Raw genomic sequence first — 25,706 nt, 5'->3', positions numbered from 1 at the left:
GCATCATAGGGGCCAATCCCAGGACGCCGAGACCCCATGACCACCCCAGCCCCCACCGCCAGCCTCGCCAAGCCGCAACCGGCCGGTGCGCAGGACAGCGGCGCGCTGCGGCGGCTCGGGCCGGGCGTGCTGCTCTGCGCCGCCATCGCCACGCTGGCAGCCGGCATCGGCCGCGCCGAGGAAGCCCTTCTCGGCCGCGACTGGCTGGAACCGGTGGTCCTGGCCATCCTGCTCGGCACCGCACTGCGCACCGCCTGGACGCCGCCCAGGTCCTTCGCCCCCGGCATCGCCTTTTCCGCCAAGGTGCTGCTGGAGGTCGCGATCATCCTGCTCGGCACAGCGCTGAGCGCCCAGGCGATCCTGGCGGTCGGCCCGGCGCTGGTTCTGGGCATCGCCGCCGTGGTGGCGGTGGCCATCCCGGTCAGCTACGGCATCGGCCGCCTGCTCGGCCTGCCGCGGCGGATGGCCATGCTGGTGGCCTGCGGCAACTCGATCTGCGGCAATTCCGCCATCGCCGCCGTGGCGCCGGTGATCGGGGCGGAAAGCCGCGACATCGCCGCCTCCATCGCCTTCACCGCCGTCCTGGGCATCGTCGTGGTGCTGTCCCTGCCGCTGGCCGTGCCGCTGCTCGGGCTGCACGAGACGCAGTATGGCGTCCTCGCGGGCCTCACCGTCTATGCCGTCCCGCAGGTCCTGGCCGCCACCGCCCCGGTCGGGGCGCTGAGCGTGCAGCTCGGCACGCTGGTCAAGCTGGTGCGCGTGCTGATGCTGGGGCCGGTGGTGCTGGTCCTGTCCCTGCTCTCGGCGCGCCGCCGCGACGCGGCCCAGCCTGCCGCCCGCCCCAGGATCCTCGGCCGGCTGGTGCCCTGGTTCATCCTGGGCTTCCTGGGCTGCGCCGTCCTCCGCTCCCTGGGCCTGATCCCGCAGGCGGCGCTCGCCCCCATCGCCAGCCTGACCACGCTGCTGACGGTGGTCTCCATGGCCGCCCTGGGCCTGGGCGTGGATGTCCGCATGGTCGCCCGCGCCGGCGCTCCGGTCGTCGCGGCCGTGATCGGGTCGCTGCTCGTGCTGGGCGCCATCAGCCTGGGCCTGATCCACGTCCTGCCGCTGGTCTGAGCGTCCCGCCATGCGGCCGGAGGCGGAGGGCGGCTTTCCCGGGCTGGCGTGGTCCGGAGGCCAGGTCGCGCCTCACGGCTCCACCCCCGGGGGATAGAGGAGGGCCGGAGGGAGCGTTCCGGGGACAGGAGCAGCGTCTCCCACTCTTGCGGGCCGCCGTTAGGAGGCCCGCAAGGGCCAAGGTGGCGGGGTGGGGCGGGATCGGCCATGAGGGGGCTGGAACCACCGCCGGGAAGGCCGAGATGCTGCTGCACGTCCTCTACCTCGTCGCCATCGTCGCGGAAGCCATGACCGCCGCCCTGGCGGCGGGGCGCCGCCGCATGGACTGGGTGGGGGTCTGCCTGCTGGGGTCGGTGACGGCACTGGGCGGCGGCTCATGCCGCGACGTGCTGCTCGGACGCCACCCGCTGTCCTGGGTGGAAAATCCGGCGCTGCTCGCCGTCACCGCCGTGGCGGCGATGGCGACCATTCCGCTGGCGCGCTTCATGTACCCGCTGCGGCGGCTCTTCCTGCTGCTGGACGCGGTCGGGCTGGTGGTTTTCACGGTGATCGGCTGCAACATCGCGATGGCGATGGGCCTGTCCGTCCCGGTGGTGATCATGTCCGGCATGATCACCGGCTGTGTCGGCGGCGTGCTGCGCGACGTGCTCTGCAACGACGTGCCGCTGCTGTTCCGCAGCGAGCTCTATGCCAGCGTCTCCGTGCTGACCGGCGGGGCTTATATCGGCGGGCTGGCGATGGCGCTGCCGCATGACGTGGTGCTCTTCGCCGCCATGGGCTTCGGCCTCGCGCTGCGGCTGCTGGCGCTGCGCTACAACTGGAACATGCCGCGCTTCATCTACACGCAGGACCTGCACTGACGCCGGTCCGCGGAACAGGGTGTTCCACGGGCCGGCGCCATACATGGGGCGGGCTTCCGCCCGCCGCCGTCAGAAGCGCACGATGGCGGAGGCCTGGATGCGGTCGGCCTTGCCACCACGCGCGCCGTAGATGTCCTGCTGCTGCAGCGTGCGCTCGACATGGGTGTATTCGATGCCCAGGTCGATCGGCTTCACCGGGCTCCAGATCAGGTTCACCACCGCGGCCCAGATATCGCGGTTGATGCCGTCGCAGACCGCGCTGGAGGTGGCGGTGGTGCCGACGCAGCCCGAGAAGTTGTGGACATAGCTCGGGTAGTTCAGGCGCACGCCGTGCAGGCTGACATTGGAGCGGATCGAGTCAGTCCACTTGTACTGGGCACCGACCAGTGCGCCCATGACCTCGACCATGTCGATCTCGGTGCCGCCACCCTGGGCGTCGGTGAGACCGTAGTTCGTCACGGCGCTGAGGCCGGCAGAGGAGCCGTCGAGGTAGCGGCCGAGGCCCTTGCCGTAGTTGAGGCTGGTGGCGAGGATCAGGCGCTTGTCGAACAGGTTGACCGCGCCGGTGGCGCCGATGCCGAAGCCGACATCGCTGTCGCTGTACCGCTGCGAGGCGACGGTGGCACCGGTGTTGCTGATCCGGACCTCGCGCAGCACGCCGCGCAGGGCGGCGAAGCCCCAGTCGCCCTGGTAGAGCGCCTGCAGCGTGAAGTCGGGCACATGGCTCATGCCGAAGCCGGCGCCGCCGTTGCTGTCGGGATAGCTGGTGCCGGTGGTGGAGGTGACGTCGCTGTAGCTGTTCTCGATGGCCGCGGAGATGTTGAAGCCGCTGGCGAAGCGGTGGGTGTAGCGGAGCTGCGCCTGCCGGATGCTGCCGACGCCGAGCGCCGTCCAGTCGTTCAGCCATTGCAGCGGCAGCAGCGCGCTTTCGGAGAAGAGCGAGTTGGACTGGCCGACCAGCACGGTGCCCCAGCCGCCGGGCTGGAACTGGCCGAACTCGGCGAAGGCCTGACGCAGGCGAGGCGTATAGGCGTTGCTGGTGGCCTGGGTGGTCAGGTCGGTGTTCTGACCCGCGAAGTCCATCTCGATCTGAGTGCGGATCTCGCCGAAGGCCTCGCTGAAGGGCGTGCGCGTCTCGATGCCGATGCGCGAGCGGCGGCCGCTGGCCTGGAAGTCGCCTTCCGACCGGGCTCCGTTGGCACCATGGGACAGCGGGATGGAGGAGCCCGTCGTGGTGTCGGAGCGGTTCCGCGGCCCGAAGTCGCCGGACATGTTCAGCTTGGCGAAGCCGTAGAGGCGGACCGAGGTGTCGGTGCCCGGCACCCGGAAGGAGCCTGGGAAGGAGCCGCGCCACTGCGCCAGCGGGTCGTTGTTCTGCTCGGCCTGGACTGGCAGGGCGGAGGCCACCTGCGGCGGGGCCTGGTTCGTGGTCTGCGCCAGCCCCTGGGCCTGCTGCGACTGGACGGGGCCGGTGGCGGTCGGGGGCCGGCTCAGGCCCTGGGCCTGCTGCGACGGGGCGGTGCCGGGCGCGGCGGCGGCGACCGGCGGCTGGGCCTGGCTGCGGCGGGCGGTCTGGCGCTGCTCGGCGTCGCGGCGGGCGGCCCGGCGCTGTTCCTGTTCGAGCTGCTCGATGCGGCGCTGCAGGAGGTTGAGCTGCGCCTTCAGATCCTCGACCGACTGGGCGCGGGCGGGAACGGCGGCCAGCAGGGAAGCGGCGCATCCGGCCAGCAGAAGGACGCGGAGGCCGTTCCGGGCCGGCGATCCGGCTCGCGGACCTGTCGTGACCGGCTGTGCATCCGGTCCGCTCCGGCATGATCCGGATGAAGCGGAAGCAATGCCTCGGCTATGATTAGCATGCTCACTATCCGTGCGCCGGCCGGGCGCGGGTCTCACGTCTTCGTGCATCTTCATCCCCCTTGAAGGCTCGGCATACGCCGCCCCGGCCGGAGCCGGAACACGCGCCACCTCTCACAAAATCGTGAATGCAACTTTTGTCCCCATGCCGATCGTGTTTCCCCCGAAACCAATACGGCCTCCCGGACCATTGGCATCCCGGCCCCACGAAGCGGAGCAGCCGGAAACTCCGGATGCGGCGCCTTGCATCGGCGCGTCGCCGGCGCATCCTGGCAGGATTCCGGAAGCTCGCACGTTAACATCGCGCGATATCGACCCGGCGCGAGGGGGGAAGAGGCCACCGCCATGACCGAACCGACGATCCGCATCCTGGATGTGCCGCCAGCCACCACCACGGGGGAAAGCCCCGTCTGGGATGCGCGGACGGGACATCTCTGGTGGGTGGACATCCAGAGCCCGGCCATCCATCGCACCGATCCACGCCGGCAGAAGATCGAGAGCTGGAGCATGCCCTCCGACGTGGGCTCCATGGGGCTGTGCCGCTCGGGGCGGGTGCTCGTCTCGCTGCGCGACGGGGTGCATGTCTTCAACCCGGAAAGCGGCGGGCTGGAGCTTCTGGCCGATGTCGAGCCCAACCACCCCCGCAACCGGCTGAACGACGGCAAGACCAGCCCGGAGGGGCGCTTCCTGGTGGGCTCGATGGACGACACGCCGGACAAGGTGGCGGGGGCGGCGCTGCATTCGGTCGCGGCCGACCGCAGCCACCAGAGGTTGCGCGAGGGCCTGTTCGTGTCCAACGGACTGGCCTGGAGCCCGGACGGGCGGAGCCTCTGGCATTCCGACAGCCGGCAGGCGCGGATCTGGATCAGCGACTACGACCCGGAGACGGGCCGGGTCGGCCCGGCGCGGGAGGTCGCGCATGTGGCCAACGAGACCGGGCGGCCGGATGGCGCGGCGGTGGATGCCGAGGGCGGCTACTGGTCCGCGGGCGTCTCGGCCGGGGTGCTGAACCGCTGGCTGCCGGACGGGACGCTGGATCGCAGCATCCGCCTGCCGGTGAAATGGCCGACCATGCCCTGCTTCGGCGGCCCCGACCTGCGGACGCTCTACGTCACCAGCCTGCGCAAGGACGGGGACGGGCCGGTCGAGGGGAGCTTGCTGGAGATCCAGGGACTCGGCGTGGCGGGGACACCGGTGGGGCTCTTCGCGGACTGAGCCTCTTTCCCGGGACGGCGCGGCACGCCCAGTCGATGCGCCCAGCCGGCGCGTCCAGCCCTGCGTCCGCCGCATGTGACGCATCGCCGTCACGGTGGGGCCCTTTTTCCGCCGCGCTTCTTCCGCCACATGCGGGGGATGTCGCGACGTCGCCTGCTGCTCTCCGCCCCTCTCCTCCTTGCCGCGCCGCTGGTGCCGGGCCTGATCCGGCCCGCGCTGGCCCAGGCGGCGGCGCTGTCCGCGCGCGACCAGGCGGATCTCCGCCGGGTCGAGGCCTATTTCAACGCCATGACCACGCTGAAGGCGCGTTTCCTGCAGGTGGCGTGGAACGGGGCGAGCGCGGAGGGCACGGCCTGGATCTGGCGGCCGGGACGGATGCGCTTCGACTACGACCCGCCCGAACCGCTGTTGCTGGTGGCGAGCCACGGCCAGTTCATGCAGTTCGACCGGGAGCTGGGGCAGCCGACCGTGGTGCCGACCTCGGCCACGCCGCTCGCCTTCCTGCTGCGTGCCGACCTGAGGCTGTCGGGGGATGTGACGGTGACGCGGGTGGAACGCTCCGGCGGCTTCCTGCGGGTCACGCTCTATTCCAGCCGCAGCCCGGCCGAGGGGACGCTGACGCTGGTGCTGGCCGAGCAGCCGATGGAGCTGCGGCAATGGGTGGTGGTGGACGCGCAGCGGCACGAGACCCGCGTGACGCTGTCGCAGATCGAGACCGGCGGCCGCTTCGATCCGTCGATCTTCGAATTCAACGACCCGCAGTTCATGGAGAAGGAGCAGATGCGGCGGCGATGATGGCAGGCATGACGTTTGCTTGGTTCTCCCCGGCCCATCCGGTGGCAGGATCACGGGATGTCGCCCTGCGCCGCCAGGGCTGGCGGCCTGATCATCACCGCCCGGGCGGCCGGGCGGATCCTGTCGAGGAGACCCCATGCGTCCGCTGATCGGCATCTCCTGCTGCGTGAAGGCTTTCGGTGTCTTCGCCATGCCCAACCACGCTGCTTCCGCGCATTATCCGGAGGTCGTGCTGGGGCCGGTGGGCGGGGCGCCCGTGCTGATCCCTGCCTCGGGCGAGTCGGCGGGGCTGGAGATCCTGCCGCATCTGGACGGAATCCTGCTGACCGGATCGCGCTCCAACGTCTGCCCGGACCTTTACGGCGGGCCGGCGCATTGCGAGGGGACGCCGGAGGACCTCCATCGCGACTCCACGACCCTGCCGCTGATCCGCGGGGCGCTGGCGCGGGGCGTGCCGCTGCTGGCGATCTGCCGCGGCTTCCAGGAACTGAACGTCGCCATGGGCGGTACGCTGGACCAGCGCATCCAGGACCTGCCGGGGCGCATGGATCACTCCACTCCGGCGGACCAGGCGCTGCCCGGCGTGCGGACGGGCAAGGCGCATGCGGTGCGGGTGGCACCCGGTTCGGAGCTGGCGCGGATCTGGGAAGGGCTGGCGCCGCCGCTCGCCGCCATTCCGGTGAATTCGCTGCACAACCAGGGCGTTGCGCGGCTGGCCCCCGGGCTGGTGGCGGAGGGATGGGCGCCGGACGGCACGGTGGAGGCGGCACGGGTGCGCGAGGCTTCGGGTTTTGCCTATGGCGTGCAATGGCATCCGGAATATGACTGGCGGGAGGACGCGCTGAGTCGGCGGCTCTTCGAGTCCTTCGGCGCGGCGGCCGTGGCCTATCGGCGGCAGCGTGAGTCGCGGGGGCAGTTGCTGGCGGCGGAGTGACAGCCTTGTGCTCCCCCGGAAGTCCAGGGGAAGCTCGCAAGGTCACCCGGCGGGCGTTACCGGAGGGGATGATGCGGCGCGTGACGGAACGCGAGCCCTGCGGGGGACGCGTGAGTCAGAAACTCCTTTTGCATTCATGCCCTGAAAGGCGCTAGAGTGTGGCTGCTGGCACCTACTCGCGCCAGCGGCAGCTGGTTCCCCCTACCGGCTCGCCCGACCAAGACTCCGATCGGAAGTTGTCAGAGTAACGGCGCCCGGCCTCCCCCCCTTGGCCGGGCGCCACTCTCTCCCCTCGTGGTACAGGCCATCCTGCAAAGGCGGGATGCTTCAGCATGTCCGGACGACGGCTTCCGTCAGGCCGGGGAGCAACTCCGGAGCGCTGCTGCTTCCCATGCACTCCTCGCGGGCGCCCCTCTGGTTCGTGTGCGGGAGATCAGATTCATGCGTCCGGGCGATGCCGCCCTCCGACGATCTGCTCTAAGCTGGCGCCTTCCCGATCCTCCGCTCTCGCAGGAGCCCGCTCGCCGATGTCCGATTTCGTCATTGCCCCACCTGCCCAGGCCAGCCTTCCGGTCCGTGGCGGCGGGTCCTTCCCGGTGCGCCGGATCTTCTGCGTCGGCCGGAACTATGCGGAACACGCAAGGGAGATGGGGTCCGACCCCGATCGCGAGCCGCCCTTCTACTTCACCAAGCCCGCCGATGCAGTGCTAGTGGGCGGCGCGGACATGCCCTACCCGCCCGCGACCAGGGACCTGCACCACGAGATGGAGCTGGTGGTGGCGATCGGCACGGGCGGCCGCGACATCGCCGAGAGCGATGCGCTGACGCATGTCTGGGGCTATTGCGCGGGGCTGGATATGACCCGGCGCGACCTGCAGAACGCCGCCAAGAAAACCGGCCGGCCCTGGGACATGGGCAAGGGCTTCGACCACTCCGCGCCGATGGGCGAGCTGGTGCCGGCGCAGGGGATCGACCCCGGGCGCGGGCGCATCGAGCTGAAGGTGAACGGGCAGACGCGGCAGGTCTCCGATCTCGGCCAGATGATCTGGTCGGTGCCGGAGGTCATCGCCAACCTGTCGCGGCTGGTGGAGCTCGCCCCCGGCGACCTGATCATGACGGGCACGCCCGAGGGCGTGGCGGCGGTGGCGAAGGGCGATGTGCTGGAGGGCTCGATCGAGGGCGTCGGCACGGTGCGCGCGGTCATCGTCTGAGCAGAGAGCACTGATTCTGCCTTGAGGATCGTCACCTGGAACATCAACAGCGTGCGCCTGCGGGCGCCGCTGCTGAGTCACCTCGTCGATGCGCTGGAGCCGGACGTGCTCTGCCTGCAGGAGACGAAGTCGCCCGACGAGCATTTCCCGCATGAGGCGGTGGAGGCGCTGGGCTTCGGCCACCGGCTGATCCGCGGCATGAAGGGCTACAACGGCGTGGCGGTGCTGTCGCGCCGCCCCCTGCGGCTGCGGGAGGGCGAGCCGAACTGGTGCTCGCGCGACGACTGCCGGCATCTCGGCGTGGATGTGGAGGCCGAGGGCGGCGCGGTCGAGCTCCACAATTTCTACGTGCCCGCCGGCGGCGACCTGCCGGACCGGGAGGCCAACCCGAAATTCGCGCACAAGCTGGATTTCATCCGGGAGATCACCGACTGGACCGCCGGGCGCGGCGCGGCGAAGCGGGCGGTGCTGGTGGGCGACCTGAACATCGCGCCGCTGGAGCACGATGTCTGGTCGCACCGGCAGATGCTGGGCGTCGTCTCGCACACGCCGGTCGAGGTCGAGGCGATGGCCGGCTGGCAGCGGGCGGGCGAGTGGCACGATGCGCTGCGGCATTTCGTGCCGCCGGAGGAGAAGCTCTACACGTGGTGGTCCTATCGCGCGCGCGACTGGGAGGCCGCGAATCGCGGGCGGCGGCTGGACCATGTCTGGGTCAGCCAGGACCTGGCGGGGAAGCTGCGCTCGCACACCGTGCTGAAGCCGGCGCGGAGCTGGGCGCAGTGCTCGGACCATGTGCCGGTGCTGGTGGAGCTGGATCTCTGAAGCAGTGGGCGGGTTCCTTGAGGGCCCGCCACGCCTGTCCCCGCGCAGCGGAGCGTTGCGGTCACGGCAGGGGAAGCGCCTATAAGGCGGCGTCATGACAGAGCCCCGTCCCTTCCGTTCCTCCGGTGCTGGCCGATGAGGATCCTGGCCCTCGATGGCGCGCTGGCGCGCTGTTCCGCCCTGGTCTGCGAGGATGGGCGCGTGCTGGCCCGGCGGGTGCAGGACGGGCCGCGCGGCCATGCTTCGGTGCTGCCCGCCCTGGCGCAGGAGGTTCTGGCGGAGGCGGGCGGCGGGGCCTGCGACGCCGTGGCGGTGACGGTGGGGCCGGGCGGCTTCACCGGGCTGCGGGCGGCGATCGCCCTGGCGCGGGGCTTTGCGCTCGGCTGGGGGGTGCCCTGCCTGGGGGTGACGCTCGGCGAGGCTTTCGCCGCCAGCCTGCCGGAGAGCGAGCGGGACGGGCGGGCGCTCTGGGTGGCGGTGGACACCAAGCGCGGGCGGATCGCGCTGGAGCGGCCGGATGCCGCACCGGCGGTCTTCGCCGCCGGGGAACTGCCGCGGCCTGCCGGACCGGTGCTGCTGGCGGGCGATGCGGCGGAGGCGGCGGCGGAAGCCCTGCGGGCGATGGGGGCGGATGCCCTGCCGGCGGCGCTGCGCCTGCCAGAGCCGGAAGGCGTAGCGGCGGCGGCCGCTCTGTGGCTGCGGGGCGAGATGCCGCCGCGCGAGGCGGAGCCGCTCTATCTGGAGCCGCCGGCGGTGCGTGGCTGATGCGGCTGCGCGACGTGGGGGTGGAGGAGTCGGCGCGGCTGGCGGCGCTGCATGCCTCGGCCTTCCCGCCTTCCGAACGTTGGGGCGAGGTGGCGATCCGCAGCATGCTGGAAATGCGCGATGCCTTCGGCATCCTGGCCGAAGATGAAGGGGGCGAGGCCGGCTTCATCCTGGCGCGGGCCATGGCGGGGGAAGCCGAGGTCCTGACCCTGGCGGTGCGGCCGGAACGGCGGCGCGAGGGCGTGGGCGCGGCGCTGCTGGGCGCGGCGGCCGTCGCGGCGGCGGCACGGGGGGCGGAGGCGCTGTTCCTGGAGGTGTCGGAGTGGAACGCGGCGGCGCGGGCGCTCTATGCCGCGGCGGGCTGCACCGAGGTCGGGCGGCGCAAGCGGTACTATGCCGACGGGTCGGATGCGCTGGTGCTGCGGCTGGAGCTGGCGGCGGGCGGCTGAGATCGGCTTCCCGGCGGGGCCGCGATCTGCTTAAGCCCTGTTCCCATGGCACGCATCTGGATCGCGCTCGGCGCGCTGTCGGGACTCCTCGCCGTGGGGCTTTCGGCCTGGGCGGCCCATGCCCCCTTCGCCGCCGCGCCGGAACGCGCGCGTCTGCTCTCCCAGGCCCTGACCATGCAGGGCTGGCACGCCCTGGCGCTGCTGGCCGTCGGACTGCTGGCGGAACGGCGCGGCGGGTTCTTCCTCAACCTCGCCGGGCTGGGCTTCACCGTGGGTTCGGTGCTGTTCTGCGGGGCGGTGTGGTCGGTGGCGGTGCTGGGGCGCTCCCTCGGCGTGGTGGCGCCGAGCGGGGGCGTGCTGTTGATGCTGGGCTGGGCCTGCCTGATCGTGGCGGCGCTGCGCCGCTGAGGCAGGCTTCCTCGGACCGGGGTTACCGGGGGAGGCCGGCTCCATCCCCCCCGGTGGCACGGCGGCTCAGGAAGCCGCGCCCATTTCGGTGGCGACGAGGCTGACCCAGTAGCCGACGCCGTAGGGGATGGCGTCGTCGTTGAAGTCGTAGGTCGGTGTGTGCAGGCCCTCGGACGTCGCGCCGCCCGCGCCCTGGCCCATGAAGACGAAGGCGCCCGGCTTGGCCTCCAGCATGGCGGCGAAATCCTCCCCGCCGGTGACGGGCGGGGTGTTGCCGTCCACCCTGCCGCCGCCGACAAGCGTGGTGGCAGCGGCCACGGCGATGGCGGTCTGCTCGGCATGGTTCACCAGCGCCGTGCCGCCCCGGTTATAGGTGACCTCGGCCGTGCAGCCGAAGGAGGCGGCGAGGCCGGTGGCGAGCTCACGCATCCGGCGTTCCATCGTGTCGCGCACCGGCTTCGTGTAGGATCGGCAGGTGCCGCCCAGCGTGACCTCGGCAGGCATGACGTTCAGCGCCTCGGCCGAGCCGCCATGCACGGCGCCGACGCTGATCACCGCGGAATCCACCGCCGCCACGTTGCGGCTGACGATGGTCTGCAGGGCCAGGATGAACTGCGCCTGCAGCACGAGGACATCGGTGGAGAGGTGCGGCGTGGCGCCGCCATGGCCGCCAGTGCCGCGGAAGGTGACGTTCCAGCGGTCCCCCGCCGCCAGGGCAGGGCCGACACGGGTCATGAAGGTGCCGAGCGGATGGCCGGGCTCGTTGTGCAACCCATAGACGGCATCGACGGGGAAGCGGTCGAAAAGGCCGTCGGCCAGCATGGCCTTGGCGCCGCCGCGGCCCTCCTCGGCGGGCTGGAAGATGAACTGGACAGTGCCGCCGAAATCGCGGTTCTGGCTGAGGTACTTCGCGGCGCCCAGCAGCATCGTGGTGTGGCCGTCATGGCCGCAGGCATGCATCAGCCCCTTGTTCTCCGAGGCGTAGGGCTTGCCGGTCGCTTCCTCGATGTAGAGCGCGTCCATGTCGGCGCGCAGGCCGATGGCGCGCTGGCCAGGGGAGCGGCCCCTGAGCGTGCCGACCACGCCGAAGCGGCCGACACCCTCCGTGACCTCCAGCCCCCATTCGCGCAGCTTCGCCGCCACCAGGGCGGAGGTGCGGTGCTCGTCCATGCCGATCTCGGGATGGGCGTGGATGTCGCGGCGGATGGCGGTCAGCTCGGGCTGGAGCTGGCGGATACGGTCGAGAAGGGCGTCGTTCATGCGGCGTTTCCGTGCAAGGGGCAGGCCAGGGCCGGATGGCAGGAGACGGCGGTCCGGGACCGCGCGCAAGGTCTGGCGGTTCCCTTCTGCCCGGCCCCCCTCTCCGCCGGGGACCGAAGCCGGTCCCCGGACCCCGGGCTTTTGTTGTCTCCGGTAGCAGCCGTCAGCCTGCGGGGCGATCCCCGGGAGCAGGTGGACCAGCGGGGCTCCCGGAAAGAAGAAAAAACACCCTGTCCGCATTGGCGGCATCGGCAGTCGCCGGAGAGCGATGCTCTCCGGCGCGATCCGGCGTCAGCAGGAACCAACGAATGGGGTCCAGGGCGCGCAGCGTCCTGGCGGATGGGGTTTGGGGAAGGCAGAGCCTTCCCCAAGGAAGGGCTGCCCCGTCAGCCCGGCCCGCCGATCCTGGGCTGGGTGCCGTGGCGCTGGCGCAGGGCGTCGAGGCGGTCGGACAGGCTGGTGGGGGCGGGCAGGCGTCCAGCGGCCTGGTCCATGGCGGCGGCGATGTTGGGGTCGTCCTTCTCCGGCTTCGTCGGGGCGAGGAGCTTGGCCTTGGCGCTGGCGGCCTCGGCCTGGGCGAGGTCGCGGGCGGCGGCGTCCTGCATCGCCTTGAGCGCCACGCTGAGGCCGCTGGTGGCGCCGGAGAGGCCGGCGGCCTGGCGGGCAGCCTCGGCGCGCTGCTCGGCCATCTCGCGCTGCTGACCGGCGCGGGTCATGTCGCGCTGGGCGCGGTTCAGGGCGTCGCGGGCGGTGCGGAGCTTCTGGCCGGCCTGGTCGTAGGCGCCCTGGAGCATGTCCACGAACTCCTTGGCATCCACCGCGTCCTGCTTCTCGCGGTCCACCTCGGGGGCCATCTCCTCCAGCATGTTGAGGAGGGTGGCGAGGGACTGCTCGATGCCGGATTTCTTCGCCGGGTCGGACTCGGCGGCGGACTGGCGCTGGAGCAGCTCGGCGGCGGCCATGCGCTGGTCGGAGAGCTGCTGGATGGCCTGGGCCTCGCGGGCCTCCTTCTCATAGGCCTGGCGGGCCTCGGCGACCTGGACGCCCAGGCGGTCGAGATGCTGCTCCATGGTGCGGAGCTCGGCCTCGGTGGCCGATTTCGGGTCCCAGCGCACGATGGCCTCGATGGCGCTGTTGACGGCCTGATCGGTCTTCACGCCGACGAGGTTGCGGATGAAGGCAAGCATGGCGGTTCTCCCCAGGAAAGGTCAGGCGGATGTTCCGGTCGTGCCTCAGCCGGCCATGGCGCCGGCATTGAGCAGGGCCACGGCGATCTGGGCGCCGACCAGGGCGATGGCGGCGGCAGTGTTGCCGGTCTCGATCGCAGCGCGCAGGCCGCGGAAGAGCCAGGCGACCAGCATGAAGACCACGAGCTGGATCACCAGGGCGACGAGGCCCCAGACCAGGATGTCGAGGGTGAGGCGGCTGGTCGCCAGGGTGGCGGCGAGGGGGATGGCGAGCGAGACCAGCGTGCCGCCGAGCACGACCCCGGCGGCGGTGTTGCCCGCCCGCATCAGCGCGACCTCGTGGAAGGGCGTGATCGCGATATAGGCGGCGGCGCCGGCGGCCAGCAGCAGCAGCGTCACGCCGAACTGCACGATCAGCACGGGGATGCCCGCCGCCAGGGTGTTCAGGATCGCGTCCACGGGTGGCTTTCCTCCGGGATGGCTGTCAGCCGGCGAGGCCGAGCGAGGCAGGGTTGATGTCGATGCCGGCGCGGACCTCGACCCAGGCGGCGTTGCCTTCCTCGATGCTCTGCACCAGCACGTATTCGGTCTGCGGCGCGGGGGCGGGGGCGCCGGTCGGGGCGGCGTAGAGCATGGCGAGGCAGCGGCGTTCGCGCGTGCCGGCGGTGGTCTCCAGGCTCTCGCGGAGCTCGCGGGGCGGGACGGGCTGGCCGCCGGGCTGCCAGAGGCGGCTGTAGCGCCGGCCGTCCTTGGTCTGGAACTCGGGCCAGCCGATCATGCCCTCCCGCGGGTCCAGCCACACCTGCCATTCGGCCTCGTCGGCCGGGGTGATCTCGTCCAGCAGGGTGAAGTAGCGGCATTCCTCGGGCGTGCCGTCGGGGCCGGGATGGAGCTGCAGCATGGGCGAGGCCTCGCCCGGCAGGTAGAGGCGCAGCAGGGCCTCACCGGGCGAGGCGCCCGCGATGCGGCCGAGGCCCTCGACGCTCAGGCGCTGCGCGCCCCCGCCGCCCCCCTGTGGCGGGGCCGCCTTGAGGCCGCTGGCCAGGAGGAAGGGCGTCGGGTCCAGCGTCACGCTCATGCCGAGGCGGTAGCGTTCGGGCGTATAGCCCTCGCCCGACATCTTGTGCCGCAGCATGTCGCCCGCGCTGGCGATGCTGCCCATGGTGCCGGTGCGTGCCATGCCGCCCCCTCCCCCGCCATTGCCGCCGGCGCCGGGCCGCCGGTTCCTCGCCACGGCCAGGGCGCCGAGCAGGCCGCCGCCGACCACCACCACGCCCAGCACCATGCCGATGCCCGCGCCATGATGCTCCGTCGGCGTGACGGCGTCGCGGTCGGCGGTGGCGACCTCCGGCGGCACGTCGGGGGGCAGGTAGTTCGGGTCGCGCGTCTGTCCCTGTTGCTGTGCCAGGGAGCGGTCGAGCTGGTCGAGCTGGGCGCGGATCTGCGGATCGTTGCGCGCGGCCTGTTCCGCCTGGGCGCGCCAGTCGCGCAGAGCGGGGTCGTCCTGGTGGTTGCGGAAGAAATCCGTGTGGCCGGGGCGGTTCAGCGTGCTGAGCAGGAACCACAGGAAGGCGGCGTCCCACATGCCGAAGCCGCGCGGGCCGGAGAGCACGGGGCCGCTGGGGTTCCAGCCCCGGTCGCGGTACCAGTCGGGGCCGCCATAGGTGCCGCGCGGGGCGGTGGTGCGGCCGGTGTTCCAGTTGCCGCCCCAGGAGCCGCCCCAGCCGCCGCCCTGACTGCCGTTCCGATTGCCGCCCTGACTGCCACGGGGCGCGGCAGGGGCCGGGATGTTGCGGGTGGCCTCGCGCTCGCGCATCCGGCGCAGGGCGTCGCCGGCGGCCTCCCGGTTGTAGGAGCGGTCCGAGGCCGAGCCGCCCATGCTGGGGATGCGGCCGAAGCCGGAATCGGGCCGGGCATAGCCGCCGCTGGACGGGGTGCGGGAGGGTGCCGCGTAGCCGCCGAAGGAGGGGGTGCGGGGCGCGGCGCCGGAATAGCTTGGGCGCGAATAGCCGCCGCTGGAACGCGCCGCGCCAGGCCGGGCCAGGGCCTCCGCCGCCGGAAGGGCGAGCAGGAGGCAGGCGAGGGCGGCGGACAGGAGGCCCGGGCGGACCTGTCGGAGACAGGACATGCCGCCATGCATAGGCGATCGGGCGCCCGGCGGCGAGGAGGCAACGAAAATGTCACCCGGCGGTCCGGGCGGCGGTTGCGCCGCCGCCCGGCCCAGGGACCTCTCCCCCGGAGGGGCGAGAGCCTCAGCGGAAGTAGTAGGCCGCCACGGCGGACTGGTAGATCAGGCTGAGCAGGTCGCGGCCGATCTGGAAGTATTTCGGATCGAGCCGGGGCATGGCGATCAGCTCGTCGCCCGGGCTCGGCCCCACGGCCGGGTCAAGGATGATCTCGCCGCTGGCCTTCCGGATCATGATGTTGCGGATGTCGCCCCGGTCGGCGAAGCCGCCGGCCTGGTCGATATACTGCTGCACCGTCATGCCGGCGCGCCAGACGACAGTGGTAGGGGAAAGGACCTCGCCCGCCACCATGACGGTCTGGCTGCGCTCGGGGATCACGATGGTGTCGCCATCCTCCAGCCGCACATCGGCGCAGCGGCCGTTGCGGTCGGAAACGACGAGCCGTCCCTCCGGCTTGATGCGGCGGCCGCGCTGGATGTAGCCGAGCACGAGCTGGGCCTCGGTGTTGCGGATCTCCGCCACGCCGGTGGTGGCGGCGGTGGACATGAAGAGCTGCCGTTCCAACCGGTCGAGAGATTCGTTCAGCGCGCGCTGCTGCTGCGCGGCGATGCGCGGGCGTAGCAGATAGACCGAGGCGGTGTCGGCCAGGCGCGGGTCCACCGACACGTAGTCGAGGAGCTGGCAGAGCCCGACATCGCGCTCCGCGATCAGCACGGAGGGGCCGATACGGCTGCCCTCGATGTTCACGCGCACCGTGGGCGGCGGGGCGTCGGTGATGAAGCTCACCACGTCCTGGTCGCTCAGGGAGAGGCTGCGGAGCTGCGCCGTGGTGACGTAGCGGGCATAGGGCTGGCCGTTGCGGGTGCCGCGCACGACCACGTTGGTGGCCGCCGGCAGGGGTGCCGCGAGGTCGATCAGCTCGGCACCGGACATGGCGCGGCCCGGCACCTCGAACAGGTAGTTGTTGCGGACCGAGCCGTTGACGCCCACCAGCGCGCCCTGCCTGGCCACGATGATGGTGTCGTTGTCCTGCATGGTGATGGCGGGAAGCTGGCCGCGCAGCAGGAAGGCATAGAGGTCGATCTTCGCGACGGTGCGGCCGCCGCGCTGGACGGAGATGTCGCGGAAGGAGCCGCGCACCGGATCGACGCCGCCGGCGCGCACCAGGAAGTCCAGCACCGTCTCGGCGCCGGAGCCGGTGTGGCGGCCGGGGGTGCGGACGAAGCCGGTGACGAAGACGCCGATGCGGTTGGCGTTCAGCAGCACGGCATAGACCTGGACCTGCTGCGTGTAGATGCGGCGGACCTCGGATTCCACGACCTTCTGCAGGTCGCCCGAGCGGGTGCCGGCGATGCGGATCGGGCCGATCGAGGGCAGGAAGAGGTTGCCGTCGGGATCGACCTGGCCGACCGCCTCGGCCTCCACCGCGCCCCAGACGCGGACGCTGACGCGGTCGCCGGGGGCGATGCGGTAGTTCGGCGTCGGCGCGTCGATGGCGCTGGGGGAATTGCGGGTGAAGAGGGAGGCGCCGAAGACGGCGCGGGTCGGGCCGGGGAAGCGGTCGGGCTCCGCCAGCGGGCCGGTGGCGTTGGCGCCGCCCTCGGCCTCGGTGGCCGAGCCCTCGCGGTTGATCTGCGTCTCGTTGCCGAGGAGCCGGTCGATCTGCGACGGAGCCAGCGAATTGTCCGCCCCGCCGCCATTGGCGCTCTGGCCGGACAGGCGGCCGGGCACGGCTTGCCCCACCGTCTGCTGCGACTGCTGCAGCATCTGCGGCAGGGTCTGTGCCTTGGCGGCAGTCAGCGACAGCGGCACCAGAAGGGCCGCGGCCAGGATCAGCGCACGCATCTCATGCATCCCCCAAACAACAGTGACGCCATCCCGTTCTCTCCCCCTGAGCCCCCTCCCCGGGGATCAGGAGGCGTGTTCCCGAACGCCGGCGACGACGAGCCAGCCCATCGCGTAGAGCACGCAGAGGATCGCGAGGAGGCTGATCAGGATGAAGCCGGCCTTCGGATACTCGGCCTCCTGGGCCATGTTCGGCTCCACCACGCGGGCCAGGAAGAGAGCCTGGCGCTGCGCATCCACCCGCGCCGTCTCCAGCGAGGCGGTGGCGGAGGCGAGTTGCTTGTCGGCGAATTCCCGCTCCAGCAGCAGGCGCTCATAGCCCGCGAGCTGCTGCGGCAGCGACTGCTGTCCGTCGGCCGTGATGCGGGCGCGCTCGATGGCGATCTGGCGCTCCAGCGCGTCGATCCGGTTCTGCACGTTGCGCAGCTCCGGATTGCCGGGGCGCAGATAGGCGGTCTTCTCGATCAGCTCGGCGCGCGCCTGGGTCAGCGTGGCCTCCAGCTTGGCCACGATGTCGAGGCTGGCCTTGGCCTCGCTCGCCGGATCGACAAGACGCTCGCGGACGCGGAAGCCGGTCACCGCCTCGCGCGCCGCGATCACGCGCTGTTCGGCGCGCGTGACCTCGGCGCGGGCGACGTTCAGCGTGTTCTCCCGCGCGCGGTCGCCGAGCCTGTTCACGAGACCTTCCGAAAGGCCGAGCAGCGCCTCAGTGACGGCCTGGGCATCCTCCGCCCGGAAGGCGCGCACGCTGAGCGTGACCGTGCCGGAGGAGCTGTCATGCGCGACGCTGACCATGCGCTTGTAGTACTTGAGCAGCCGTTCGGCCGGCGGGTCGCTGTCCCAGAGCCGGGCCACGAGATCCGCCTCGGGCCGGCGCCAGAGCTCCACCAGGTTCAGCTTCTGCTGCACCCCGTCCAGCGCGTCGCGGGACTTGATGAAGTCCACGATCGCCAGCGCGTCCTCGTTGGAGGAGGTGAATCCGGCCGAGGTCAGCAGCGAGCCGAGCGCGCTGGAGGCGGTGGGACCGCCGGAGCGGGTGCGGACGAGGAAGCGCGCCTCGCTCTGGTACTGTGGCGTGGCGACCAGGAGGAAATAGGTGGAGGCGATGAGCATCGGCAGGCCGATAACCAGCAGCACCAGGCGGTAGCGGTGCAGCAGGGCCTGCAGCCGGCCGCGGCGGCGCGGCAGCGGCGGCAGGACGCTGCTGCCCTCGAGGCCGCCTGTCGCGTCAAAGGGACTGATAGGCGGCGATAGCTTCATCGACATCCTCGTAGAAATCCAGGCGGCCCTGGCGGAGCACGCCGGCCGTCCGGCAGAAGAGGCGGACCTGTTCCGGGCTGTGGGAGACCATCAGCAGGGCGGAGCGGGACAGGCGCTCCTCCATGGCCTGGTGCGTGCGGTCCACGAAGCGGGCGTCGCCGGCGCCCACCGCCTCGTCCACCAGGTAGCAGTCGAAGTCCACCGCGAAGGAGAGGCCGAGCAGGAGGCGGCTCATCATGCCGGCGGAATAGGTGCGGACGGGCTCGTGGAAATAGGGGCCGAGTTCGGCGAAGTCCTGCACGTAGTCGAGGACCTGCCGCACCGGGATGCCATAGACGCGGGCGATGAAGCGGGCATTGTCGGCGCCGGTCAGGCTGCCCTGCACGCCGATGCCGGAGGCGAGCGGCCAGCTCACCGACATGTCCTTCCAGACCCGGCCGACCGTCGGCATCTCCACCCCGGCGAAAATGCGCAGCAGGGTGGACTTGCCGGCGCCGTTGCGGCCGAGGATGCCGACCGCGTCGCCCGGATGGACCACCATGTTCACGCCCTGCAACACCTGCTTCACCCCGGCGCGGGTGTGGTAGGCCTTCCAGACGTTCTCCAGCACCAGCATGGCGTCAGTACATGCTCAGCTTGCTGCGGACGGCGCGCAGCGCGAGCATCCCGGCGACGTTGCTGCCGACGATCCATTCGAGGATGTAGACCGTGTCGTAGTAGGAAGGGAGCTGGTCGCCGAACTGGCCATCGCGGATCATCTCGTGGATGTTGATCAGCGGCATCCAGAGCAGGATCTCCCGCCATTCCGGGGAGAACCAGTTCAGCGCGAAAAAGGCGCCGGAGACGGGCATCAGCAGGTAGGTGACGGGGTGGACCAGGCGCTCGAAGCCTTCCCAGCGGCCGCCGGCCGAGGCCAGCAGGAGCGAGAGGCCGTGGCTGAGCAGGATCATGCAGGCCACGCCGAGGATCAGCAGGCCGGGATTGGCCGGCGGCATCTCCGCGACAAAGGAGCAGACCGCGACGATCACCATGATCACGCCGAGGATGGCGGAGGATTCCAGGATGTTCCGCGCCAGCATGATGTCCAGCAGCGTCACGCGCTGGTGGTAGAGCAGGGTCAGGTTGGAATGGATGGCGGTCGGCGCGCGGGTGACGACGGAGCGGAAGACGAAGAAGGGCACATAGCCGAACATCGAGAACAGGAAGGGGTTGATGCCCCCCGGCATGTCGTGCCCCGACAGGGAGTGGAGCATGCCCACCGCCGTGCCCAGGGTCAGCGGTTCGAGGAAAAGCCAGAGGAAGCCGATATTGTGGCGGCCGAAGCGCGTGTGCAGCTCGCGCATGAACAGGGCCCCCACCACGGCGCGCTGCACGCGGAAGGATTCGAGAAGGCTCGGCTTTTCCCCGTAGGAGATGCTCACGTCAGGTCACAACTGCCCGAAGGTCCCGCCGCTGAGCAGCGGGCGGGTCGGCACCCAGCCAAGGGCGGGGTCCTGGCAATAGACGCGGCTGCCGGGGGCGCCGCCGATCTGCACCTCGCGGCAGGGGCGGCCCGAGGCGGCATCATAGGCGCGCACCACCCGCACGCTGGCGACCCGGCCGCCATCGGGCAGGGGCAGGCTGGCCTGCTGGCCCGGCTGGGCCTGCCCGACGAAGGCGCCGATCGCATCCGCCTGGCGGGCCGGCGGCATCGGCAGGTTGGGGCTCGCGGCGGAGGCGGCGGCCGGCGCGGCCTCCCAGGTCAGCCCGATCCCACGCCCGCCGCACCCGGCCAGCAGGAGCGGAAGAAGGAGCAGAAACACTCTCATACCGCGAAAATCCGAAAGGTTGACCGGCATTTCATCTACCTAAGGTAGCCGATCCCGCAACTGCGAGTAAAATGGTTAACGGATGAAATTGGCCACTCCCCTCACGGTTACGGACGCGATGCTGGCTTCCTGGCCACACCTGTCCGGCTTCTGGCCCGATACCGTGCTTGTCCCGGAACGGGACGGGGTGGGGCCGTTGCTGCTGCGGGAGGGTGATCCGGTGCCGCGGGGCTGGGCGGGGCTGGTGCAGCGCGTCTCCCCCTCCCCCTTCGATCCGCCGGGCTTCGCCGGGCACCGGGCGCCAGTGGTTCTCTTCGCGCCCGGCCTGGCGGGGACCGCCGGACGGGATGAGCGGGACGAGGCGGCGGCGCTGGCGCGGCGCCACCGGCTGGGCGGGCCGCCCGGCCTGCCCGATCCGGGCGGAAAGGCGCTGGACGAGGCTGCGCGGGGACATGCGCTCTGCTTCACGGAGGCGGCGGCGCGGCAGGTCCTGGCGGAAGGGGGCCGGGCGGCGCTGGCGCGCGATCCCTGGACGGGGTTCCTGCCCGGGGCCGTGCCGGGCGTGCCACGGCTGGAGCCGCGCGTCTCGCCCTGGAGCCTGATCGACATCGCCACGGAGATGCGGGGCGCCGGGCGGGCCATGGCGGTGCTGGCGCGGATCGCGGGCCTCCCCTGTCCCGACGCGCCCCCCGCTGACATGACGGGTGACTTGGCGGAGGCGCGGGCGGCGGACCCGTTCCGGCACCGTCCCCTGCCCTTGCCCGAGGCGATGGAGCTGCTGCGCTTCTGGCGGGAGCGGGAGCGGGAGAACCGCCGCGTCTCGGTCTGCCTGGGCATCGCGCGCTGGAAGCGGGCGCAGGTCGGGGCGCTGCTGGGACGCGACGACGGCTCGGCCCCGCGCTTCGCGGAAAGCGCGGAGGGCGCGTTGCGGGTGGCGCGGGCGGCGCGAAAGCAGGGCGGGGCCGACGGGATCGCCGTCTGGGCCTCGCGCGAGAAGCCTGGGCTGCGCGCGGGAGGCATACCGGTGCTGGCGCTGGAGGACGGCTTCCTGCGCTCGCGCGGGCTGGGCGCGCGGTTCCTGCCGGGGGCCTCCTACTGCCTCGACGGGCGGGGCGCCTATTACGACCCGGCGCAACCCTCGGATCTGGAGCTGATCCTGCAGCGGGGCGTGACGGACCGGCGGCTGCTGGCGCGGGCGAAGACCCTGCGCGCGGCGATCGTGGCGCGTGGCATCGGCAAGTACCACCTGGGCGGGGAGGTCCCGCCCATCACGGCGCCGGCGGGGCGGCGCGTGCTGCTGGTGCCCGGGCAGGTGCAGGACGACGCCTCGGTGCGCTGCGGCGGCGGGGCGATCCAGTCCAACCTCGCGCTGCTGCGGGCAGTGCGGGCAGCGCGGCCGGAGGGGTTCATCCTGTACAAGCCGCATCCGGACCTGGAGGCCGGGTTCCGCAAGGGGCGGATCGCGGCGGCGGAGCTGGCGGCGGTGGCGGACCAGGTGGTGCTGGGGGCGCCGCTCTCCGGCCTGTTCCCGCTGGTGGACGAGGTGCACACGCTGACCTCGCTCTCGGGCTTCGAGGCGCTGCTGCGCGACGTGCCGGTGGTGACCTATGGGCGGCCCTTCTATGCCGGCTGGGGGCTGACCGAGGACCGGGCGCCGGAGGGCTTTCCCGCCGGGCGGCGCGGCGTGGCGCGCTCGCTGGAGGAGCTGGTGGCGGCGGTGCTGATCCTCTACCCGCGCTACATCGACCCGGTGACGCTGCTGCCCTGCCCGGTGGAGCTGATCCTGGAGCGGATGGAAGACCCCAGGGCCTGGAAGCTCTCGCCGCTGACCCTGCATCGCGGGCTGGAAGGGCGGGTCCGGCGGTGGATCGCGCGGCTGTCGGGGCGGCGCTAGCGCGGTTCCCGTTCGCCCCGGCTCACTCCAACCACTCCAGTCATTGTTCTGGGAGCATCTTCATGCGCCCGGATGATTCCATCCGGACGCGGTCCGCCCTAACCGACCCTGGCCACTTCCGCATCCGGCACTTCGTCGGTCTGGACCTTGAAGCCGGCGAGGTAATGGGAGCCGAATGTCGTTGTGATCGCGACATCCGTGGCGTCCCGGCCTCTCGCCAACAGGATGCGCCCGATACGGGGCGTGTTGTTGCGCGCGTCGAAGGTGTGCCAGCCACCGCCCAGATAGACCTCGAACCAGGCCGCGAAATCGGGAACGCCCCATGGCTGCGGCGTCCCCATGTCTCCGAGATAGCCCGTGCAGTAGCGCGCCGGGATGTTCAGGCCGCGACAGAAGGCGATCGCGAGATGTGCGTAGTCACGGCAGACGCCACGGCCCTCGTCATAGGCTTCCGACGCCGTCCTGGTGGAACGCGCCGCCTGGTAGTCGAAGGCGATGTGCCGATGGACGAAGTCACAGATCGCCTGCACGCGCGCCCAGCCCGGCGGAACATCCCCGAACAGCCGCCAGGCGGTCGCCGCCAGCAGATCCACCTCGCAGTACCGGCTTCCCAGCAGGAAGCCTATCGCCTCATCCGGCAGATCGGCCACACCGTGTTCCGCCGCGTCCGGCACCAGGATGTCGGGCAGTCCCGTGTCCTGGACCAGCGCCTTGTTCGAGAGGACGAAGCGTCCCGCCGGTGCGGTCAGGCGGGAACCGAGATTGCCGAACCCATCCCTGTACGGAGCGACAGGGACAGGAGGATCACAACGCAGCGCTTCAGGAACCAGAATATCCCCGGCGCGATCCGGATGGATGTTCAGCATCAGAACCATGGGAGTGGGCTGCGGCAGTTCATAGGTAATCTCGTAGCCGACCTGGATATGCACGTGCTGCTCCTCGTCCGGCCATCCTCTTAGCACAAATTCTTTGCCCATTCCCGCAAATTCGATCCTTTTGAGGTATTCGGGCTGATTTTTATTTTGGACGATGTATATTTGAGACGTCCCGATTCATCAGACACCAAGACGGTCCGTTGGGATTACTGGCGGCGCTGCCGACAGGTCGGATACACCGATGCCATCCTCCGGATCGGGCAGATGCGCGTCATCCCCTTGCCGGCAGTGGCTTCTTGACCTGTCCGGGCAGGACGCCTTGTCGCTGTTCCCGGAGAAACCCGTTGCCGCTGGGGCAGGCTCCCCGGGCAGGACGTCAGGCCGCGGAAACCGGCACCGACGGCTCCGCCGGGCAGGGCGCCGGAGAGAGGATCGGGTTGGTGGCGCCGCCGATGGGGGGCGCTTGCGCGGCCAGGGACGGCAGGGGCAAGGCGGCGGTGAAGTCCAGCACGGGGGCATTCAGCAGCCCGTGGTGCAGGCGGTGGGTGGCCTGCCGCACGGCGACGTCCAGACCTTCCTTAGCATAGTAGACGCCGCGGATATGCAGGCAGTGGGCGATGCCGCGCAGGAAGCCCTCTCGCAGCGCCATGTCGGGGCGGGGCGGGTCGCGCCAGAAGGCGTCGAGCGGCCCGGCATGGGTGAGACCGGGGATCTTGTAGATCGCCTGTCCCAGCGCGTGGGTGGGCAGGTTGTCGATCAGCGCGCGCAGGCCGACGGTGCTGTTGACGGTGATGACGCCCTGCACGCTCTCGGTGATATGGCCGAGATTGCCGCCGCCCAGGTAATGTACGCGGTCGCCGACGCCATGGCGGCCGGCAATGCGGCGGACACGGCGCTTCCAGCGCTTGATGCCGGGATCGAGCGGATGGACCTTGACCAGCAGCTTCGCCTCGACAGGTGCATGGCGAGCGAAGGATTCCATCACCTCCTCCATCGCCGTGTCGAGGTCGGGATAGTGGGAATAGGCCCGCAGGGAGAAGTCCGTCTCCATCTGCATGGCGAAGAGGAAGAGCGGGCCCTGGCCCTGCAACGCGCGCACGATGGCGTCGGCGCGGCGGTTGTCGTGGCGGCGGGTCAGCAGACGCAGCAGCGTGCCCGCATAGACCGGGATGGGATGATAGAGCTGGTGGCTGCGGTGGTGCGGAAAGGGCCAGCGCAGCATCGCCGTGAGGTGATAGGCGATGTCCCAGGCGGCCTGGCGCGGAAAGCTGTCGCGGTGATGCACGACGAGGTCGGGCGGCGGCAGGTTGCGGCCCATCTCGACGATGGTTTCCGGATCGCGCGGGAAACGGCTCTCGGCATTCATGCCGTCGCGTTCCAGGACGATCCAGTCGGGGCGGATATAGCCGAAATCCGTGGCCACGACGCGCATGCCACGGCGGCGGGCGATGGCGATGGCGGCCTTGTGCTGGGGGCGCTGCTCGCCGAGCAGCACAAGGTCGGTGGCCTGCCGCTCCTCGCAGAGCGCCTCGAACCAGGCGGGCCAGTCACCAGGTCGGCCGCGGTAGTTCACGGCGTCGGGGCCGTGCCAGATCAGCCAGTCGCCCGCATTGAGGTTCACGCGCAGCACGTCATGGCCGAGGGCGCGCAGCTCCGCGCCGACCATGCGGAAGAAGGGGCTGATCGGCCCCTGCAGGAACAGGAAGGACTTGTGCCCGGGCGGCGGGGTGCCGGCGCGCGCGGTGGCGATGGCGTTCATGCGGGAGGGACTGCCTCCAGCGGGGCGCGCCAGACACGCCAGCGCCCGGTCACGGGCGCGCGCAGCCGTGTCATCGCGGCCAGCATCGGGGCGTTGTCCTCCAGCACCCAGGAGGTCTCAAGGCGATGCCAGCCACGGCGCTCCGCCAGGGCGATGGCCTCGGACAGCAGAGCGCCGACGGCCATGCGCGAAACCTGGCTGCGGCGGAAAGCGCGGCGGATGCCGAGCAGGGGGATGCGGGCGGAGGTGGTGCGGCCGGCGAGCGCGCCGGCCATGCCGAGCCAGCCGGTGGGCCAGAGGCGGCCACCGAGCCGGTGGGAGACTTCCTCCAGGTTCGGCACCACGGCGCAGAGGCCGATCGGCTCCCCTTCCCATTCGGCGAAGAACACGCGGCCGGAGGCGAGCAGCGGGCGCAGGAGGCGGCGCATCGTGTCCGCCTCGGCCTCGGTGACCGGCTGGGCGGCCCAGTTCTCCGCCCAGGCATCGTTGTAGAGCGCGCGGATCAGCCCGACCTCCTCGCCCAGCCGCCAGGGGTCGTGCGGGCGGATGCAGAGGCGGTCGCGTCCCGGCCAGAGGGCCTGGAGGGAAGCGAAGCGGGCGCGGTGGGTCTCGGCGGCGACGTCCAGCGTGCAGGCGAGCACGTCCTTCTCCCGCTGCAGGCCGAGCGGGGCGCCGGCCTCTTCCAGCAGGGGCGGCAGCCAGGCGGGGTTGCGGGGCATGCGCAGCATCGGCGCCTCGCCACCTTCGACGCGCAGGCCGATCTCGTGGTTCACCGAGAAGGAGAAGGGACCGCGCAGGGCCGTGGCGCCCCAGGCGGCGAGCTGCGCGGCGGCGGCGCCGAGCAGGGCACGCAGGATGGCGTGGTCCTCCTCGCAGGCCAGGAAGCCGAAATGGCCGATGCCGCCGGTGGAGCCGTCGCGTGGCAGGGCGGCGCAGATGCGGCCCACCGGTTCCGCGCCGCGCAGGGCCAGGAAGCGGGCGATGCGCCATTCGCCCAGGGCAGTGTTGAAGCCGGGATCGAAGACGCGGCGGCTCTCGAAGAGCAGGGGCACGCTCCAGCCCGCCGCCTCCCCGCCCAGGCGCGCGGGCAGGTCGAGCCAGGTGGCCGCTTCCGGCGCCGAGGCGATCCCGACGATGCGGAGCGGGGCCGATGCCCGCGCCATGGCGGGCGCGGCCATCGTCCCGGCCGGCGATGTGGCGAGC

Annotated in this window: 24 protein-coding genes; 11 read left to right on the top strand and 13 right to left on the bottom strand. The window is 71.4% G+C overall.

Annotated elements, in window-relative coordinates:
- The first annotated feature begins 36 nt into the window (after positions 1-36).
- Positions 37-1,116 carry a YeiH family protein gene (locus RGI145_RS01955; RefSeq protein ID WP_208863909.1) on the top strand — a complete coding sequence of 360 codons (1,080 nt, stop codon included), beginning with the start codon at positions 37-39 and terminating at the stop codon, positions 1,114-1,116.
- Positions 1,117-1,358: 242 nt separating this feature from the next.
- On the top strand, positions 1,359-1,976 hold the full coding sequence (locus tag RGI145_RS01950; protein WP_075797016.1) for a trimeric intracellular cation channel family protein: 618 nt from the start codon (positions 1,359-1,361) through the stop codon (positions 1,974-1,976).
- 69 nt (positions 1,977-2,045) lie between these two features.
- Here RGI145_RS01950 and RGI145_RS01945 read toward each other — a convergent pair whose 3' ends face one another.
- A complete protein-coding gene (locus RGI145_RS01945) occupies positions 2,046-3,881 on the bottom strand; it encodes a DcaP family trimeric outer membrane transporter (protein WP_156878401.1) in 1,836 nt (611 codons plus the stop codon).
- A 294-nt stretch (positions 3,882-4,175) separates the two neighbouring features.
- Here RGI145_RS01945 and RGI145_RS01940 point away from each other — a divergent pair, with 294 nt between their 5' ends.
- From RGI145_RS01940 to RGI145_RS01905, 8 genes are all read left to right on the top strand, one after another.
- Complete coding sequence (locus tag RGI145_RS01940; RefSeq protein WP_075797014.1) at positions 4,176-5,045, top strand: SMP-30/gluconolactonase/LRE family protein; 870 nt, start codon at positions 4,176-4,178, stop codon at positions 5,043-5,045.
- A gap of 138 nt (positions 5,046-5,183) precedes the next feature.
- Entirely contained in the window at positions 5,184-5,840 is a 657-nt protein-coding gene (locus RGI145_RS01935) for a LolA family protein (RefSeq protein WP_075797013.1), read from the top strand.
- A 136-nt stretch (positions 5,841-5,976) separates the two neighbouring features.
- Positions 5,977-6,774 (top strand): gamma-glutamyl-gamma-aminobutyrate hydrolase family protein, encoded by a 798-nt coding sequence (locus RGI145_RS01930; RefSeq protein WP_075797012.1) that lies wholly within the window; start codon positions 5,977-5,979, stop codon positions 6,772-6,774.
- A gap of 527 nt (positions 6,775-7,301) precedes the next feature.
- Entirely contained in the window at positions 7,302-7,985 is a 684-nt protein-coding gene (locus tag RGI145_RS01925) for a fumarylacetoacetate hydrolase family protein (protein WP_075797011.1), read from the top strand.
- A gap of 21 nt (positions 7,986-8,006) precedes the next feature.
- Entirely contained in the window at positions 8,007-8,807 is an 801-nt protein-coding gene (locus tag RGI145_RS01920) for an exodeoxyribonuclease III (protein WP_075797010.1), read from the top strand.
- Positions 8,808-8,942: 135 nt separating this feature from the next.
- The gene (tsaB, locus tag RGI145_RS01915; RefSeq protein WP_075797009.1) at positions 8,943-9,572 is read left to right on the top strand and encodes a tRNA (adenosine(37)-N6)-threonylcarbamoyltransferase complex dimerization subunit type 1 TsaB; all 630 of its coding nucleotides are present in this window, start codon (positions 8,943-8,945) and stop codon (positions 9,570-9,572) included.
- Entirely contained in the window at positions 9,572-10,021 is a 450-nt protein-coding gene (locus tag RGI145_RS01910) for a GNAT family N-acetyltransferase (RefSeq protein WP_075797008.1), read from the top strand. The genes tsaB and RGI145_RS01910 overlap by 1 nt, the downstream gene beginning before the upstream one ends.
- A 45-nt stretch (positions 10,022-10,066) precedes the next feature.
- Complete coding sequence (locus RGI145_RS01905) at positions 10,067-10,429, top strand: DUF423 domain-containing protein (protein ID WP_075797007.1); 363 nt, start codon at positions 10,067-10,069, stop codon at positions 10,427-10,429.
- A gap of 66 nt (positions 10,430-10,495) precedes the next feature.
- Here RGI145_RS01905 and RGI145_RS01900 read toward each other — a convergent pair whose 3' ends face one another.
- The 9 genes from RGI145_RS01900 to RGI145_RS01860 form a co-directional block, all read right to left on the bottom strand.
- Complete coding sequence (locus tag RGI145_RS01900) at positions 10,496-11,689, bottom strand: M20 aminoacylase family protein (protein WP_075797006.1); 1,194 nt, start codon at positions 11,687-11,689, stop codon at positions 10,496-10,498.
- Between the two features lie 386 nt (positions 11,690-12,075).
- Positions 12,076-12,876, bottom strand: a complete 801-nt coding sequence (locus RGI145_RS01895; RefSeq protein ID WP_075797005.1) for a hypothetical protein — start codon at positions 12,874-12,876, stop codon at positions 12,076-12,078.
- A gap of 45 nt (positions 12,877-12,921) precedes the next feature.
- Positions 12,922-13,335, bottom strand: coding sequence for a DUF350 domain-containing protein (locus RGI145_RS01890; RefSeq protein ID WP_027282989.1), 414 nt, complete (start codon positions 13,333-13,335; stop codon positions 12,922-12,924).
- Positions 13,336-13,360: 25 nt separating this feature from the next.
- Complete coding sequence (locus tag RGI145_RS26060; RefSeq protein ID WP_156878400.1) at positions 13,361-15,004, bottom strand: DUF2491 family protein; 1,644 nt, start codon at positions 15,002-15,004, stop codon at positions 13,361-13,363.
- 124 nt (positions 15,005-15,128) lie between these two features.
- Positions 15,129-16,907, bottom strand: a complete 1,779-nt coding sequence (locus RGI145_RS01880) for a polysaccharide biosynthesis/export family protein (protein ID WP_237183167.1) — start codon at positions 16,905-16,907, stop codon at positions 15,129-15,131.
- A gap of 66 nt (positions 16,908-16,973) precedes the next feature.
- A complete protein-coding gene (locus tag RGI145_RS01875) occupies positions 16,974-18,173 on the bottom strand; it encodes a KpsE/RkpR family capsule polysaccharide export protein (RefSeq protein WP_237183166.1) in 1,200 nt (399 codons plus the stop codon).
- Positions 18,136-18,783, bottom strand: a complete 648-nt coding sequence (locus tag RGI145_RS01870) for an ABC transporter ATP-binding protein (RefSeq protein WP_075797002.1) — start codon at positions 18,781-18,783, stop codon at positions 18,136-18,138. Before RGI145_RS01870 ends, RGI145_RS01875 begins: the two co-directional genes overlap by 38 nt.
- A 4-nt stretch (positions 18,784-18,787) precedes the next feature.
- Positions 18,788-19,588 carry an ABC transporter permease gene (locus tag RGI145_RS01865; protein ID WP_083670292.1) on the bottom strand — a complete coding sequence of 267 codons (801 nt, stop codon included), beginning with the start codon at positions 19,586-19,588 and terminating at the stop codon, positions 18,788-18,790.
- A gap of 6 nt (positions 19,589-19,594) precedes the next feature.
- Positions 19,595-19,975 carry a DVU3141 family protein gene (locus RGI145_RS01860; protein WP_167668222.1) on the bottom strand — a complete coding sequence of 127 codons (381 nt, stop codon included), beginning with the start codon at positions 19,973-19,975 and terminating at the stop codon, positions 19,595-19,597.
- 118 nt (positions 19,976-20,093) lie between these two features.
- Between RGI145_RS01860 and RGI145_RS01855 the strand changes: the two genes are divergently transcribed.
- The gene (locus tag RGI145_RS01855; protein ID WP_075797000.1) at positions 20,094-21,869 is read left to right on the top strand and encodes a capsular polysaccharide export protein, LipB/KpsS family; all 1,776 of its coding nucleotides are present in this window, start codon (positions 20,094-20,096) and stop codon (positions 21,867-21,869) included.
- Positions 21,870-21,967: 98 nt separating this feature from the next.
- Here RGI145_RS01855 and RGI145_RS01850 read toward each other — a convergent pair whose 3' ends face one another.
- From RGI145_RS01850 to RGI145_RS01840, 3 genes are all read right to left on the bottom strand, one after another.
- Positions 21,968-22,798, bottom strand: coding sequence for a transglutaminase-like domain-containing protein (locus tag RGI145_RS01850; RefSeq protein WP_075796999.1), 831 nt, complete (start codon positions 22,796-22,798; stop codon positions 21,968-21,970).
- A 322-nt stretch (positions 22,799-23,120) separates the two neighbouring features.
- A complete protein-coding gene (locus RGI145_RS01845) occupies positions 23,121-24,503 on the bottom strand; it encodes a capsule biosynthesis protein (protein ID WP_075796998.1) in 1,383 nt (460 codons plus the stop codon).
- Positions 24,500-25,681: a GNAT family N-acetyltransferase gene (locus RGI145_RS01840; protein ID WP_075796997.1), complete on the bottom strand. Its 1,182-nt coding sequence runs from the start codon at positions 25,679-25,681 to the stop codon at positions 24,500-24,502. Before RGI145_RS01840 ends, RGI145_RS01845 begins: the two co-directional genes overlap by 4 nt.
- Between the last annotated feature and the right edge of the window lie 25 nt (positions 25,682-25,706).

Origin of the sequence: Roseomonas gilardii, assembly GCF_001941945.1 — a bacterium.
Taxonomy (GTDB): Bacteria; Pseudomonadota; Alphaproteobacteria; order Acetobacterales; family Acetobacteraceae; genus Roseomonas.
This window is presented reverse-complemented; position numbering and strand designations above follow the sequence as displayed.

Bases quoted from the DNA above. Each gene is read 5' to 3' on its own strand.
- RGI145_RS01955 (WP_208863909.1), top strand. From the start codon at position 37: ATGACCACCCCAGCCCCCACCGCCAGCCTCGCCAAGCCGCAACCGGCC.
- RGI145_RS01950 (WP_075797016.1), top strand. From the start codon at position 1,359: ATGCTGCTGCACGTCCTCTACCTCGTCGCCATCGTCGCGGAAGCCATG.
- RGI145_RS01945 (WP_156878401.1), bottom strand. From the start codon at position 3,881: ATGCACGAAGACGTGAGACCCGCGCCCGGCCGGCGCACGGATAGTGAG.
- RGI145_RS01940 (WP_075797014.1), top strand. From the start codon at position 4,176: ATGACCGAACCGACGATCCGCATCCTGGATGTGCCGCCAGCCACCACC.
- RGI145_RS01935 (WP_075797013.1), top strand. From the start codon at position 5,184: ATGTCGCGACGTCGCCTGCTGCTCTCCGCCCCTCTCCTCCTTGCCGCG.
- RGI145_RS01930 (WP_075797012.1), top strand. From the start codon at position 5,977: ATGCGTCCGCTGATCGGCATCTCCTGCTGCGTGAAGGCTTTCGGTGTC.
- RGI145_RS01925 (WP_075797011.1), top strand. From the start codon at position 7,302: ATGTCCGATTTCGTCATTGCCCCACCTGCCCAGGCCAGCCTTCCGGTC.
- tsaB (WP_075797009.1), top strand. From the start codon at position 8,943: ATGAGGATCCTGGCCCTCGATGGCGCGCTGGCGCGCTGTTCCGCCCTG.
- RGI145_RS01910 (WP_075797008.1), top strand. From the start codon at position 9,572: ATGCGGCTGCGCGACGTGGGGGTGGAGGAGTCGGCGCGGCTGGCGGCG.
- RGI145_RS01905 (WP_075797007.1), top strand. From the start codon at position 10,067: ATGGCACGCATCTGGATCGCGCTCGGCGCGCTGTCGGGACTCCTCGCC.
- RGI145_RS01900 (WP_075797006.1), bottom strand. From the start codon at position 11,689: ATGAACGACGCCCTTCTCGACCGTATCCGCCAGCTCCAGCCCGAGCTG.
- RGI145_RS01895 (WP_075797005.1), bottom strand. From the start codon at position 12,876: ATGCTTGCCTTCATCCGCAACCTCGTCGGCGTGAAGACCGATCAGGCC.
- RGI145_RS26060 (WP_156878400.1), bottom strand. From the start codon at position 15,004: ATGTCCTGTCTCCGACAGGTCCGCCCGGGCCTCCTGTCCGCCGCCCTC.
- RGI145_RS01880 (WP_237183167.1), bottom strand. From the start codon at position 16,907: ATGCGTGCGCTGATCCTGGCCGCGGCCCTTCTGGTGCCGCTGTCGCTG.
- RGI145_RS01875 (WP_237183166.1), bottom strand. From the start codon at position 18,173: ATGTCGATGAAGCTATCGCCGCCTATCAGTCCCTTTGACGCGACAGGC.
- RGI145_RS01870 (WP_075797002.1), bottom strand. From the start codon at position 18,783: ATGCTGGTGCTGGAGAACGTCTGGAAGGCCTACCACACCCGCGCCGGG.
- RGI145_RS01860 (WP_167668222.1), bottom strand. From the start codon at position 19,975: ATGAGAGTGTTTCTGCTCCTTCTTCCGCTCCTGCTGGCCGGGTGCGGC.
- RGI145_RS01855 (WP_075797000.1), top strand. From the start codon at position 20,094: ATGCTGGCTTCCTGGCCACACCTGTCCGGCTTCTGGCCCGATACCGTG.
- RGI145_RS01845 (WP_075796998.1), bottom strand. From the start codon at position 24,503: ATGAACGCCATCGCCACCGCGCGCGCCGGCACCCCGCCGCCCGGGCAC.
- RGI145_RS01840 (WP_075796997.1), bottom strand. From the start codon at position 25,681: ATGGCCGCGCCCGCCATGGCGCGGGCATCGGCCCCGCTCCGCATCGTC.